We start from the raw sequence: 13,888 nt of genomic DNA, 5'->3' as shown, positions 1-13,888 counted from the left end.
CCATGCGCGATTACCGTTTCAAGCAGACGCTGTTCCTGATCGTCATCACACTGCTGTATCTGTGCTTCGAGCTGGGCTTCAACGCCCGCCTGCTCGACGTGGTCGGCGGCAACGCCACGCCGGACGATGTCGAGCACATCGAAATCTACGGCCGCTCGCTGTCGGGCATCGCCGCCGCGCTGGTGGCGTTGCAACTGATGCTGCGCCGGCGCACGCCGCAGGGCGGCGGCCCGTCGCTGTTCCGCATCGGCTTGACCTGCCTGGTGATCGCCGTGGTGGTGTTTGTCAGCATCAAGATGCTGGTGGACGGGCTGGTGAATTCGCGCGACGCCGAGTTCCGCCGCACGGCCTACAATTCGGTGCTGCTGCAACGTTCACTGGTGGGCGGCCGGCTGGCGCTCGACGGCCTGGTCGACGACCCCGCCATCTTCGCCCAGCCCGAAGGCAAGGCCTTCCTGGCGTTGTTCCCGTTCCTGGCGGTGTCGGTCGACCGTCTCGACGACCGCATCAAAGGCGTCAAGGACCAGTTGATCGAGGCGGCCATCCGCCACGAGGGCAAAGGCGCGCAGGGCTATTACGACGGCTACGTCAAGGTCATGCAGGGCACGCACGACAACTGGCAGAAGTACGCGCGCATTCCCACCGCGTCCGACGAAGGCTTGCTGCGCGAACAGGACAAGGCGTGGAACGAATATCTGCGGTCGCTGTCGCGCCACGGCTGGACCCCGTCGACGGTGCCGGCCAACCGGCGCGGCGCGGTGGTGGCCAAGGTGCGCAAGAGCGCGCCGGTGCCGCCGGACTGGGACCCCGCCGACGAAGCGACCTTCCGCGAGGCGGTCGAGCAGCGGTATCGCAAGGCCATGTCGGGATCGGCGCGCGCGGTCACCGTCGGCGGCGAGCGCATCGCGCCCGGCCTGGACTACCCGGCCTTTGTCGCCCGCCCCGGCGTGCAAAAGGAGTTGCGCGGCAAGCTGGGCTTGCCGGGCGGCGCCCAGGTGGCGCTGAGCTACGCCAGCCCGCGCGAGTTCAACCGGCTGTATGAACAGTGGGTCGGCAACCAGGTGCGCCAGCGCCGCGGCGGCTACGACGCGCCGGCGGCGCGCTTCGCGCGCGGCGCCAGCCTCGAGCAAGAGGGCGCGCAGGCCGCGCGCGCCACCATCGTGCCGCCGGTAGCGCTGCTATTCTCGCTGCTCGGCGCGATCGGCCACTTTTCCAAGCTGCTGTATCTGGTGGCGACGCTGTTTCTGTTGATGCGCGCCGGCGCCGATGGCCACCTCGGCCGGCGCGCCGCGTGGAGCGCGACGGGGGTGCTGCTGTTGGCGTTCGCCGGCGTCTGGGGCGGCCTGTCGGTGACCGACAACCGCATCACGCGCAGCGAACTGTTCCAGCAAATGCTGGCGTGGGCGCGCCAGCCGGTGCCCGGCGAAGGCGGCTGGACCAGCGCCGGCAAGGGCCTCCTGGCCAATGTCGCCCATGTGGTGGCGGTCGGCCAGGGCCACAGTTATCCGCTCAACGAAGCGATCCGCAGCAACCTCCTGAACGGAATGGAATATGGTTATCACCCGAAAGAAAAATAAGCGCGCCGCGTCGCTGCTGGCCTGGACCCTGATGCTGGCGCTCGCCGCGCAGCCGGCCGGCGCCGCCTGCCTGGGCATGCAGGTGCATGCGCACCGGGGCGCGGTGGCCGGCGCACCGGAGAACTCGCTGAGCGCGCTGCGCGCGGCCTATGACGGCGGCTGGGACGGCGTCGAGACCGATATGCAGATGCTGGCCGACCAGCGCTGGGTGATCCATCACGATCTGCTGACCGGCCGCGTGGTGCAGACCGACCTGCCGCGCCAGGCGCGCCAGCTGACCAGCGCCGACTGGCGCGCCGCCCAGATGAAACTGCGCGGCAACACCACCGGCGAGCCGCCGCCGTTCGTCAGCGACGTCACGGCGCTGGCGTCGGGCTATCCGCAGCGCGCGCTCAACGCCGAGATCAAGGAGGTGGCGCCGTGCGCCCAGGTGCAGGCGCTGGTGCGGCAATTCCAGCAGGAGATGGCGCATGGCAATTGGTTCATGACGTCGGGCCTGGTCGGCAACCTGCGCTGCGCCCGCCAGGCGGACGCCGCCGGCTATCTCGGGCTGCTGGTGTTCGACGGCCGCAACGCCGAGGCCGCCGGCGCCAACGGCGTGACCCGCTATATCGCCAGCCGCGCCCGCGCGCCCAGGCTCGACCAGGCCTGGCTGGCCACTGTCAAGCGCGACGTCGGCATGCCGGTCGGCGTGCATGTGGACGCGCGCAGCCTCGACGCCAATCCGGCGTTGCTGTCGGACGCGGCGATGATGAAGATGCCGGTGTTCGTCTACGCGGTGGAGGGCGACGCGGCGCTGGCGGCCGCGCTCAAGCGCGCGCGGCAGCGCGATGGCCGCTGGCCCAGCGGCGTGATCGTCGACGAGAGCGCGCCGGCCTTTTGCGCGCGCCTGCAATAAGGCGCGCGTCGGGAATCGATCGCCCAAACAAAAAAAGCAGCTGCGATTGCTCGTAGCTGCTTCATCTGATACTGCGAATTCGGTGGTAGGCCGTGCGGGATTCGAACCTGCGACCAACGGATTAAAAGTCCGCTGCTCTACCAGCTGAGCTAACGACCCCCGAAAGAGGCCGTATTATATACAGCCTCCGGAAAACTGCAAAGGGTTTTCTGAAATCATTTTATTGTTTCCTTCATTCCCAGCGCGGCGGTGACCTTGAGCACCTCGTCGGCGGTGGTCGCGCCCTCCTGGATTTTCATCGCGCCGGCGATGCGCAGCGGCTTCATGCCGTCGGCCACGCTCTGGCGCCGCAGCGCGTGGATGTCGGTCTCTTCGCGCACCTGCTCGCTGAACGCCTGGGTGACCGTCAGCAGCTCGTACAGGCCGGTGCGGCCCCGGTAGCCGGTCTGGCGGCATTCCGGGCAGCCGACGGCGCGGTAGATCGTCGCCGGCTTGGGCAAGGCCCAGTCGCCGACGATGCTGTGCCAGATCTCGTCGCCCAGCTCGCCATCGGCGGCCTTGCAGTCGGCGCACAGCGTGCGCACCAGGCGCTGCGCCATGATGCCGATCAGCGTCGCCTCCAGCAGATAATAGGGCACGCCCAGTTCCAGCAGCCGCATCACGGCCGACGGCGCGTCGTTGGTGTGCAGGGTCGACAGCACCAGGTGGCCGGTCAGCGCGGCCTGGATCGCCATCTCGGCCGTGGCCAGGTCGCGGATCTCGCCGACCATGATGATGTCCGGGTCTTGCCGCATCAGCGCGCGCACGCCGTCGGCGAACGACAGGTCGATGCCCGGCTGCACCTGCATCTGGTTGAACGCGGCCTCGACCATCTCGATCGGGTCTTCCACCGTGCAGACGTTCACTTCCGACGTCGCCAGCGCTTTCAACGTCGTGTACAGGGTGGTGGTCTTGCCCGAGCCGGTCGGTCCCGTCACCAGGATGATGCCGTGCGGACGCTTGGTCAGCGCGTCCCAGCGCTCGGCGTCGTCGAGCGGGAAGCCCAGCTCCGGCAGGGTCTTGACCACCACGTCCGGATCGAAGATGCGCATGACCAGCTTTTCGCCGAAGGCCGTGGGCAGCGTCGACAGGCGCAGCTCGACCTCCTGGCCGCCGGCGGTGCGGGTCTTGATGCGGCCGTCCTGCGGGCGGCGCTTTTCGATCACGTCCATGCGCCCGAGCAGCTTGATGCGCGCGGTCATGGCGATCATCACCACCGCCGGCACCTGGTACACCTGGTGCAGCACGCCGTCGATGCGGAAACGGATCGCCGCCAGCTCGCGCTTCGGCTCCAGGTGGATGTCGGAGGCGCGCTGTTCGAACGCGTACTGCCATAGCCAGTCGACGATGTTGATGACGTGCTGGTCGTTGGCGTCGACCTGTTTGTTGATCTTGCCCAGCTCGACCAGTTGCTCGAAGTTGTTGCGCAGCGACAGGTCGTTGCCGTTGGACTTGTTGGCCTTCTTGATCGACTTGGCCAGGCTGAAAAATTGCGTGGTGTATTGGGCGATGTCGAGCGGGTTGGCGATGACGCGGCGGATCGCGCGGCGCGAGACCTTGGAAATCTCCGCCTCCCATTCGATCGAGCAGGGGTCGGCGGTGGCCACCACCAAGGTGTCGTGCGTCAGTTCGACCGGCAGGATGTTGAAGCGGGCGGCGTAGCTGGCCGACATGACGTCGGCCACCTTGGTGAAGTCGATCTTGAGCGGGTCGATGCGGATGAACTGCAGGCCGGTGCGCTGCGCCAGCCATTCGCACAGCGCGTCGAGGGTGAGCATCTTGTGCGGCGGCTGCGCCGACAGCAGCTTGGCGTGCGCCACCGCGCACAGCGGGTGCATCGGGCCGACCGTGTTCTTGAGGATGGCCTGGCTTTGCGCGTACAGCTCCTTGACCTCGGTCTTGCGGATCATGCCGTCGGCCAGCAGCCAGGTGTAGATCTGCTGCAGATCGAGCGGAGACTGCTTGGTGGCGGGCTGGGCGGAAGGCATCGTTGCGGTCACTCTCTAAAGTTGGGCGGAACGGTGATGCGACTTCAACTGCTGTTTATGCGGCGGCCAGGCTTTGCGCTAATCCTTTGACCCATGACTTCGCCGGGAGTTTGGTCTCGGCGACGATTTGCGCGGCGCGCTCGGCCAGCGCTGCCACGTCGATCGCGCGCTTGCGCTTGAAGGCGATGGCGACGACATTGCCGTCATGGACTTCCGGCAGGCACACCACCTGCTCGAACGCGAACTTGATCGCCTTGATGTTGCGCGCGTAGCTCGGGTGGTCGCCGAACAGGTTGACCGTCATGATGCCGTCGTCTTGCAAACAGGCGTTGCAGGACTGGTAGAACTCGGCGCTGTCGAGCACCGGGCCGCGCGCGGTGGCGTCGTACAGGTCGACCTGCAACACGTCGAGCGCGCCGGCGTTGGCTGCGTCGTTGACGTAGTCGAGCGCGTCCATTTCGACCACGCGCAGCCGGGCGTCGTTCGGCGGCAGCTTGAACATCGAGGCGCAGATGGCCATCACCGACGGGTTCAGCTCCACCGCCGTGACCGAGGCGGCCGGGAAGGTCGCGTAACAAAACTTGGTCAACGTGGCCGTGCCCAGGCCCAGCTGGGCGATGGCCGCGGGTTCCTCAAGCCACAGCATCCACGCCATCATCTGCTGCGCGTACTCGAGCTCCGGCCAGTTGGGCTTGCGGATGCGCATGGCGCCCTGCACCCATTCCGTGCCGAAGTGCAGGTAGCGCACGCCATCCTGCTCCGACAAGGTCACCGGCGCATATTTGGCCTTGCGCGCCGGACGGGAGGATTCTTCTTTTTCGATGGATTTACGTTTGATCAGCATGGGGTGGGTTGGGGGAGGGGGCGGGAGTCAATTGGCATTATCCCGCGATGCCTTACGTCAAGGCAAGCCAAAAACGGCAATGCCGGTCGATGGACCGGCATTGTCGGGCGTTGCGTGCGGTTCAGGCGATCAACGCTGCATCGGCTCGACCACCACGCGCAGGCGCACGCGCTCGCCCGGGTCGTACGACATCACGCTGGTGTAGTTGCGGCCGCGATAGTCGTAGGTGACCTCGTACCCCGAGGTGCGCGATTCCCAATGGTCGACGGTGCGGCACTGCTTGACTTGCTGTTCCTGCACGCCGCCGCTGTTGGGCAGGTTCTGGTTGTCGACGCGGTCGCCGACGACGGCGCCAGCGATGGCGCCGGCGGCGGTGGCCACCGAGCGGCCGCTGCCGCCGCCAACCTGGTTACCGGCCAAACCGCCGATCAAGCCGCCGATGATGGCGCCGCCCACGCCGCGCTGCGGCGCCGGCTGCTGGACTTGTACGTATTCGGTACGGCATTCCTGGCGCGGGCGGTTGATTTGTTCGACTTGCGGGGTGACGCGCACCACCCGGCCGTAATCCTCGAAATCGGCAGCCTGGGCGAAAGGCAGTGCACTCACGCAAAGTACGGATGCGATCAATTTGGCTTGCAAGTTCATTTGGTACCTCGTTGTCTGTCAGGGTGTCTTATCAGGGATTCTGATATTGCATGCCTCAATGGTATTCCCGTTGGGGCGCGGGGAACAGTGGCTAAGCGGTATCTGTGGCAACAAATTGTAACAGCGGCCAAGGCCGCCCGCGCGGACGCCGGCAGGCGAATGGCGTCATTCCGTGCCGAAATTGTGCGGATTCGGGGCCGAAACCGTCCAAAATTGTTCTGTTTCTGACAAATATTGCGCGGGCAGTCACATTCGTGTTGATCTGGAAGGAACAACACGTTACCCTAATATGCGTATGGGATTCGAGAAAGATGTTGAATCAGCCACGGCAAGCTTAGACCAGCGGACCGTGTAAAGTGGACAGGTGCTCAAATTATTTACTCATTAATCAACAAGTTAGGCACTCACGACAGCAAAGTGGACACACCGTACATACCAGGTCAAATGGATGAGAACGAGACGTTGCTGATGACCGTGCCGCCCAACCTCGTGCAATCGATCCGCGCCTTCCGCGTGGTCGAGTTGCAGGAGGAGGCGGCCCGTCTGGGCCACCACTTCCTGTACGCGCACTGCAACGCCGGCGCGACCAAGCAGCAGGTGCTGGGCATCATCGCGGAATCGTTTCTGTTTCCCAAAGGTATAGGCAAGAATTTTGACGGACTGCGCGAGACGCTGACCGACACCATGTTCAAGGCCGGCACGCAGGAAGGTTTCCTGGTGGTGCTGGAGCAATTGCCCAATACCCAGAAATTTGACAAGGAAGCGCGGGAAACCTTATTGGACGTGTTCCGCGACGCTGCCGATTATTGGGCCGAAAAGAAAGTTCCATTCCGGGTGTTTTACTCCTTCGAGTAAGCCGGAATCCCCCTCCGCATCCCGCTTCGCGCATGGGGCGGATGCCTGCTGCGCCGCAGCATTTCTCGGCATTTTCTGGTCCGGCCGGTGTGGACAAGGTACAATGTCGGCCTATGAAAAACATCGTCATCCTTATTTCGGGTCGCGGCAGCAACATGGAAGCGATAGTCCGCGCGGCGCGAGCCGAGCGCTGGCCCGCCCGTGTTGCCGCCGTCATCACCAACCGCGCCGACGCCTCCGGGCTGGCGTTTGCCGCTGACCACGGAATCGCGACGGCCGTTGTTGCCAACAAAGACTACGCCAGCCGCGCCGAGTTCGACGCCGCGTTGCAAACCGTGATCGACGGCTTTGCGCCCGACCTGGTGGTGCTGGCCGGTTTCATGCGGATTTTGACGGAGCCTTTTGTCGCGCATTACGCCGGCCGCATGCTCAACATCCATCCATCGCTGCTGCCGCTGTTCCCCGGCCTGGCGACGCATGCGCAGGCGCTCGCCGCCGGCGTGGCCGAGCATGGCGCGACGGTGCATTTCGTCACCGCCGAACTCGATCACGGGCCGATGGTGGCGCAAGCCGCCGTGCCGGTGCTGTCCGGCGACACGGTGGAAACCCTGTCGGCGCGCGTGCTGGAACAGGAGCATGTGATTTACCCGCGCGCGGTGCGCTGGTTTGTCGAGGACAGGTTGACGATAGCGCAGGGAACCGTCCATGTGGACGAACATGTGACCACCACAAAATAATTTAACCAAGGAATTCCATGAGATTGCCACCAGCGATACTCGCCAACGCCGAAGAAGTGTTGCGCGAGATTTTGCGCTTTGCCGCGCCCGCCGACACGACGTTGTCGCGCTATTTTAAAGACCACCCGCGCCTGGGCGGCCGCGAACGCGGCGGCATCGCCGAGTGCATCTACAACGTGCTGCGCAACAAATCGTTCTACACCGATTTCTCCGAAGCGGGCGGTGGCGCCACGATGCGCCGCCTGACCTTGCTGGGCATGGCCGACGCCGTCGGCCTCGATTCGATGGGCGGGCTGACCGAGGACGAGATCGCGTGGGTCGAGCGCATCCTGCAGATCGACCGCAAGGTGATGCACAAGTCGAGCCGCTCGAACATGCCCAAATGGCTATTCGACAAGCTGGTCGAGCAGATGGGCGAAGAGGAAACCCTGGCGCTGGCCGACGGCATGAACCAGCCGGCGCCGCTGGACCTGCGCGTCAACGCCATGAAGGGCACGCGCGAGGAAGTCGCCGCCGGCCTGGCCGAAGCGCCGATCCGCAGCACGCCGACGCCGTATTCGCCGCTGGGCCTGCGCGTGCTGCAAAAGCCCGCGCTGCAAAACCTGCCGCTGTTTAAGAGCGGCCATATCGAAGTGCAGGACGAAGGCAGCCAGATCCTGTCGGCCATCGTCGGCGCCAAGCGCGGCGAAATGGTGGTCGACTTCTGCGCCGGCGCCGGCGGCAAGACCTTGGCGCTGGGCGCGACGATGCGCAACACCGGCCGCCTGTACGCGTTCGACGTGTCCGAGAAGCGCCTGGCCAAGCTCAAGCCGCGGCTGGCGCGCAGCGGCCTGTCGAACGTGCATCCGGTGCAGATCGCGCACGAGCGCGACGCCAAGATCAAGCGTCTGGCCGGCAAGATCGACCGCGTGCTGGTCGACGCGCCGTGCTCGGGCCTGGGTACCCTGCGCCGCAATCCGGACGTCAAATGGCGCCAGCAGCCGAGCGCGATCGGCGAGTTGCAAGTCAAGCAGGCGGCGATCCTGGACGGCGCCGCGCGCCTGCTCAAGGGCGGCGGCCGCCTGGTGTACGCCACCTGCAGCTTCCTGGAAGACGAGAACGACTTCATCGCCAAGCAATTCCTGGAAACGCATGCCGACTTCGAACTGGTGCCGATGAGCAAAGTGCTGGCCGAGCAAAAGATCGACCTGGAGATGGGCGACTACCTCAAGCTGTTGCCGCACAAGCACCAGACCGACGGCTTCTTCGCCGCCGTGTTCGAACGCAAGCCGATGTCGAAGAAAGTGGCGCCGGCGAAGGAAGAAGAAGCAGCGGCCGACGAAGCGTAATCTTCGGCGCGCGCCATCAGTGAAAAGACCGGGAGATCGACCTTGCCCGGTCTTTTTTAACATCCATACGACCGGGCCCGGCGTTTACGTTACGCTACGGCCTCCAGCCACACTCAGCGCTATATATGCCCAAACAACAGCCGCTTTTCAATCTGATCGAAGACCTTTCCGGCGATTTGCGCGATCCGGCGCTGCTATGGCAGATCGCCGCGATCGTCGTGTCGGTGGCGTTGGGATGGACGTTGGCGCGGCTGCTGCGCAAATACACGGGACGCGATGAAACCCGCACCGACATCATGCGCTTCGGCGTCGAAAGCGTCGGCAGGGTGGTGCCGCCGATGCTCGTCGTCGGCCTGCTGACCTTGGCGCGCATCGCGCTGCTGGAGTTTTACAAGCATCCCAACAACCTGCTGAAGGTGGCGATACCGATCTTCGGCTCGCTGGCGGTGATCCGCTTCACCGTCTACCTGTTGCGGCGCGTGTTCGCCCGCCGGGGCGAGATCAGCCCGACCATGCTGGCGTTCGAGAAGCTTTTCCAGGTGCTGGTGTGGCTGGCGTTCGTCGTCTACATCACCGGCCTGTGGGATGACGTGTTCCTCTATATGGACAACACCATCCTGCCGATGGGCAAATACAAGGTATCGATCGCCGACGTGCTGCAAGCGATCGTGTCGGTGGTGGTGATGCTGATGCTGGCGCTGTGGGCCGGCACCGCGCTCGAGGAGTGGCTGATGCGCCTGCAGGGCATGCACACCAGCCTGCGCGTGGTGCTGTCGCGCACGGTCCGGGCGGTGCTGATCCTGGCGGCCGTGCTGGTGAGCTTGTCGCTGGTGGGCATCGACCTGACGGTGCTGTCGGTGTTCGGCGGCGCGCTGGGCGTCGGCCTGGGTCTGGGCTTGCAGAAGATCGCCAGCAACTATGTGTCCGGCTTCATCATCCTGCTCGACCGCAGCCTGACCATCGGCGACATGATCACGGTCGACAAGTACAGCGGCAAGGTCACGCAGATCAACACGCGCTACACGGTGCTGCAGGCGCTCGACGGCATGGAATCGATCATCCCGAACGAGATGCTGGTGTCGGGCGCGGTGCAGAACTCGTCGCTCTCCAGCAGTATGGTCAATATTTCCACCAAGGTATCGGTGGCGTACGACACCGATGTCGACACGGTGCTCAAGCTGCTCGAAGACGCGGCGGCAAGCGTCGAGCGGGTCAGCAAGGAAAAGCTGCCATCGGCCACCTTGCTCAACTTCGGCGCCGATGGTCTTGATTTGCAAGTCGGTTTCTGGATCAACGACCCGGAAAATGGCCGCGGCGGCGTCACATCCGACGTCAACCGTGCGATCTGGCGCGCGTTGAAGGAGCATGGCATTTCGGTACCGTTCCCACAGAGGGAAATGCGCATTTTGGGCGGGTTGCCACCGGCATTGGCCGGCGAAGAAAGCACGACCGTGCCAAAGGAAAACCCTGTTACTGCAGGAAATCCTTCCTCAAATCAGCTTTGATTCAGCGTACAATTGCAGGTTGTTAGCACGACTAATGGACTTCCTGCGCCTGTCGAAAACGCAATATTTGCGGAGCCACCGCGATGCGTGACACGCCCACTTTGGAGTATTAATGAGCTTTAGTTTAAATGCGGTACTGGATTTTCTGTCTAACGGGGTCACCCGATTTAGCGCCTGGGAAGTGTTTTTCTACACCCTGGCCGTTACACACATCACCATTGCCAGCGTTACCATCTATCTGCACCGCCACCAGGCCCACCGCGCGCTCGAATTGCACGCGATTCCGAGCCACTTCTTCCGTTTCTGGCTGTGGCTGACCACCGGCCAGGTCACCAAGGAATGGGCGGCGATCCACCGCAAGCACCACGCCAAATGCGACACCGAGGAAGATCCGCACAGCCCGGTCACCCGTGGCATCAAGAAAGTGTTCTGGGAAGGCGCCGAACTGTACCGCGCCGAATCGAAGAACCTGGAAACCATGGAAAAGTATGGCCACGGCACGCCGACCGACTGGATGGAGCGCAATGTGTACACCCGCTACAGCTGGGCGGGCGTGGTGGCGCTGCTGTTCATTAACTTCGCGCTGTTCGGCGTCATCGGTATTTCCGTGTGGGCCGTGCAAATGATGTGGATACCGGTGACGGCCGCCGGCATCATCAACGGCATCGGCCATTACTGGGGCTACCGCAACTACGACTGCTCCGACGCGGCCACCAACATCATCCCGTTCGGCATCCTGATCGGCGGCGAAGAGTTGCACAACAACCACCACACGTTCGCGACGTCGGCCAAGCTGTCGTCGAAATGGTACGAGTTCGACATCGGCTGGGCCTACATCCGCGCGCTGGAAGTGATGGGCCTGGCCAAGGTCAAGAAACGCGCGCCGGAGCCAAAGTTCGCCAAAGGCAAAGTGGAAGCCGACTTCGACACCTTGCAATCGGTCATCGCCAACCGCTACGACGTGATGGCCAAGTATGCCAAATCGATCAAGGCCGCCTGGCACGAAGAGGTCGAGCACCTGAAAACGAAGGCCGAGCTGGAATCGCGTTTCCTGAAGTCGTCGCGCAAGCTGTTGCAGCGCGAGCCGGGCAAGCTGGAAGCGCCGCAGCAGCAGCAACTGGTGGAATTGTTCCAGCACAGCAAAGCGCTGGAAACCATGCACAACATGCGCGTCGAGCTGGGCGTGATCTGGGAGCGTTCGCACTTCACGCGCGACCAGCTGCTGCACAAGCTGCAGGACTGGTGCAACCGCGCCGAAGCGTCGGGCATCAAATCGCTGCAAGAATTCTCGTTCCGCCTGCGCAGCTACGCATAAAGCAAGCGCTGCAGCAACGACAAAGCCCCGGACGTCAAATCCGGGGCTTTTTTATATCCGGACCCAACCTTCGGGGTCAAGTCTGACATTCGGACACGGGCCCAACATTGAGTGTAAGTTTGCAAGACAAAACGGCGCCTTGTACCTTCGGGGTCAAGTCTGACATTCGGACACGGGCCCAACATTGAGTGTAAGTTTGCAAGACAAAACGGCGCCGAGCCGGTCCTAGCGTTGAGCACGTGTCCGAATGGCAGACTTGACCCCGGCGTTGGGGGCGGGGCGTAAAAAAACCGCCGGGCTTGCGCCGGGCGGTTTCTTTGGAAGCGAAGATCGCGCAGTCGATTACTTGATCTTGGTTTCTTTGAACATGACGTGCTTGCGTGCTTTAGGATCGAACTTCATGATCTCCATTTTAGCAGGCGTGGTGCGCTTGTTCTTGGTGGTGGTGTAGAAGAAACCCGTGCCTGCGGTCGATTCCAGTTTGATTTTGTCGCGGCCAGTTTTTGCCATGGTAGCTCCTAATTAGACTTTTTCGCCACGGGCGCGCATGTCGGTCAGGACGGCGTCGATGCCGACCTTGTCGATGACGCGCAGACCAGCGTTGGACAGACGCAGGGAAACCCAGCGGTTTTCAGATTCAACAAAAATACGACGGTTCTGCAGGTTAGGCAGGAAACGACGTTTGGTTTTGTTGTTTGCGTGGGAAACATTGTTGCCGACCATCGGCTTCTTCCCAGTAACTTGGCAAACACGTGCCATAACGCACTCCTTAAAAGACATTCCACAATTGGAAAAACGAGAGTATATCCAAAAAACTCAGCTTTTTCAATGACTTGTGAAAAACAATTGTGTCTTGATAATCTCAATAAATTTAACAATTGTGATTTCGAGGGGCGGTTGGTACTTCTCCTATGAAATACCTTGGCGGGAGAGCTTGAAACTCACATCTGCCCATGCTCGGCGAACGAGTGGACCTGATGGCCAGCGACAACAAAATGGTCGAGGATGCGGATATCGACCAGGGCCAGCGCCTGCACCAGCGCCCGCGTCAGCAGCAGGTCCGATTCACTCGGGTCGGGCGTGCCGGAAGGGTGGTTGTGCGCGAGCATGACGCTGGCGGCATTGCGCGCCAGTGCTTCCTTGACCACCTCGCGCGGATAGACGCTGGTATGGGTCAACGTGCCGCGAAACAATTCCTTGCTGTCGATCAGGCGGTTTTTGACATCCAGGAACAGCACGTGAAACGATTCGAAGGGTTTGCCGCTAAATAGAAGCAGCAAATATTCCTTCACCGCGCGCGGCGAACCGAGTGTGGTGCCGCTGCGGACTTCCTCCAGCATCGCCCGGCGCGCCAGCTCCATTACCGCTTGCAGTTGGGCGTACTTGGCCGGTCCCAAGCCATGGATCGCCGAGAATTCTTTCAGGCTGGCGCCGAACAGTCGCTGCAGTGATCCAAAATGGTGCACCATGTGCTGACCGAGTTGCACCGCGTCCTGTCCCGGCACGCCGATGCGCAGGAATACCGCCAGCAGTTCCGCATCCGACAGCGCGCTCGCGCCCTCGCGGATCAGTCGTTCGCGCGGACGGCGTTCGGCCGGCCAATCATTGATCGTCATCGATATCCTCCGCAAATCATCACAGGCGGCGGGCGCGAGGGGCAAGGTGGCTTACAATATAGCCTTTGCCAGCTTACCGAACCCAGTCATGTCTAACGCGCAACCTGTCGTCACCCAATCGGCTTATCTCACCCTGCATTATCGTCTGGCCTCCCTGGACGGTACTGATATCGTCACTACCTTTAGTGGAAATCCCGCGACCCTGATGCTGGGCCAGGGCCAGCTGGCGCCGGTGCTCGAGGAATTGCTGATCGGCCTGCCCGAAGGCACGCACAAGACGTTCGAGCTGGAACCGGGTGTCGGCTTCGGCCCGCGCAATCCGGAACTGGTGCGCGAAGTCACGCGCGCCACGCTGGACGAGAACTCCGTGCCCGGCGCCGACTACAAAGTCGGCGACCTGGTCGACTTCGCGGCGCCGGGCGGCGGCCGCTTCGCCGGCATTCTGCGCGAGCTGGGCGATGACACCTGTCTGTTCGACTTCAACCATCCGCTGGCCGGCCAGCCGCTGAAGTTCGAAGTCAACCTTATTTCCGTTCTGTGA

General features: G+C 63.0%; 14 protein-coding genes and 1 tRNA gene. 8 read left to right on the top strand and 7 right to left on the bottom strand.

All coding sequences use genetic code 11. The features are described from left to right. Positions 1-2: 2 nt before the first annotated feature. Together BMX85_RS20020 and BMX85_RS20015 are read left to right on the top strand one after the other, a co-directional pair. The gene (locus tag BMX85_RS20020; RefSeq protein WP_090322765.1) at positions 3-1,577 is read left to right on the top strand and encodes a hypothetical protein; all 1,575 of its coding nucleotides are present in this window, start codon (positions 3-5) and stop codon (positions 1,575-1,577) included. Then, on the top strand, positions 1,552-2,475 hold the full coding sequence (locus tag BMX85_RS20015) for a glycerophosphodiester phosphodiesterase (RefSeq protein WP_229210577.1): 924 nt from the start codon (positions 1,552-1,554) through the stop codon (positions 2,473-2,475). Before BMX85_RS20020 ends, BMX85_RS20015 begins: the two co-directional genes overlap by 26 nt. 83 nt (positions 2,476-2,558) lie before the next feature. Here BMX85_RS20015 and BMX85_RS20010 read toward each other — a convergent pair. From BMX85_RS20010 to BMX85_RS19995, 4 genes are all read right to left on the bottom strand, one after another. Then, positions 2,559-2,634, bottom strand: a tRNA-Lys gene (locus BMX85_RS20010). Positions 2,635-2,690: 56 nt separating this feature from the next. Beyond that, entirely contained in the window at positions 2,691-4,502 is a 1,812-nt protein-coding gene (locus BMX85_RS20005) for a type IV pilus assembly ATPase TfpB (protein WP_090322762.1), read from the bottom strand. A 55-nt stretch (positions 4,503-4,557) separates the two neighbouring features. Continuing rightward, entirely contained in the window at positions 4,558-5,346 is a 789-nt protein-coding gene (locus tag BMX85_RS20000) for a spermine/spermidine synthase domain-containing protein (protein WP_090322759.1), read from the bottom strand. A 129-nt stretch (positions 5,347-5,475) separates the two neighbouring features. Beyond that, the gene (locus BMX85_RS19995) at positions 5,476-5,991 is read right to left on the bottom strand and encodes a glycine zipper 2TM domain-containing protein (RefSeq protein WP_090322756.1); all 516 of its coding nucleotides are present in this window, start codon (positions 5,989-5,991) and stop codon (positions 5,476-5,478) included. A 468-nt stretch (positions 5,992-6,459) separates the two neighbouring features. Between BMX85_RS19995 and BMX85_RS19990 the strand changes: the two genes are divergently transcribed. From BMX85_RS19990 to BMX85_RS19970, 5 genes are all read left to right on the top strand, one after another. Continuing rightward, the gene (locus BMX85_RS19990; protein WP_090323799.1) at positions 6,460-6,846 is read left to right on the top strand and encodes a barstar family protein; all 387 of its coding nucleotides are present in this window, start codon (positions 6,460-6,462) and stop codon (positions 6,844-6,846) included. Between the two features lie 113 nt (positions 6,847-6,959). Continuing rightward, on the top strand, positions 6,960-7,583 hold the full coding sequence (gene purN, locus BMX85_RS19985; RefSeq protein WP_090322753.1) for a phosphoribosylglycinamide formyltransferase: 624 nt from the start codon (positions 6,960-6,962) through the stop codon (positions 7,581-7,583). A gap of 17 nt (positions 7,584-7,600) precedes the next feature. After that, complete coding sequence (locus BMX85_RS19980) at positions 7,601-8,911, top strand: RsmB/NOP family class I SAM-dependent RNA methyltransferase (RefSeq protein WP_090322750.1); 1,311 nt, start codon at positions 7,601-7,603, stop codon at positions 8,909-8,911. Positions 8,912-9,036: 125 nt separating this feature from the next. Further along, positions 9,037-10,416: a mechanosensitive ion channel family protein gene (locus BMX85_RS19975; protein WP_090322747.1), complete on the top strand. Its 1,380-nt coding sequence runs from the start codon at positions 9,037-9,039 to the stop codon at positions 10,414-10,416. Positions 10,417-10,528: 112 nt separating this feature from the next. Further along, on the top strand, positions 10,529-11,731 hold the full coding sequence (locus tag BMX85_RS19970; protein WP_090322742.1) for a DesA family fatty acid desaturase: 1,203 nt from the start codon (positions 10,529-10,531) through the stop codon (positions 11,729-11,731). Positions 11,732-12,073: 342 nt separating this feature from the next. Here BMX85_RS19970 and rpmG read toward each other — a convergent pair whose 3' ends face one another. The 3 genes from rpmG to radC form a co-directional block, all read right to left on the bottom strand. Further along, positions 12,074-12,241, bottom strand: a complete 168-nt coding sequence (gene rpmG / locus BMX85_RS19965; protein ID WP_008451489.1) for a 50S ribosomal protein L33 — start codon at positions 12,239-12,241, stop codon at positions 12,074-12,076. 12 nt (positions 12,242-12,253) lie between these two features. Further along, positions 12,254-12,490: a 50S ribosomal protein L28 gene (gene rpmB, locus BMX85_RS19960; protein WP_026637479.1), complete on the bottom strand. Its 237-nt coding sequence runs from the start codon at positions 12,488-12,490 to the stop codon at positions 12,254-12,256. 182 nt (positions 12,491-12,672) lie between these two features. Next, positions 12,673-13,347 carry a RadC family protein gene (gene radC / locus BMX85_RS19955; protein WP_090322736.1) on the bottom strand — a complete coding sequence of 225 codons (675 nt, stop codon included), beginning with the start codon at positions 13,345-13,347 and terminating at the stop codon, positions 12,673-12,675. Positions 13,348-13,435: 88 nt separating this feature from the next. On the opposite strand from radC, the gene BMX85_RS19950 reads away from it, so the two are divergent. Next, positions 13,436-13,888, top strand: a complete 453-nt coding sequence (locus BMX85_RS19950) for an FKBP-type peptidyl-prolyl cis-trans isomerase (RefSeq protein WP_090322731.1) — start codon at positions 13,436-13,438, stop codon at positions 13,886-13,888.

It is taken from the genome of Duganella sp. CF517 (assembly GCF_900110275.1).
Taxonomy (GTDB): Bacteria; Pseudomonadota; Gammaproteobacteria; order Burkholderiales; family Burkholderiaceae_D; genus Rugamonas.
Note: the sequence above shows the minus strand (reverse complement) of the source record. Positions and strands in the feature narration are given on the sequence as shown.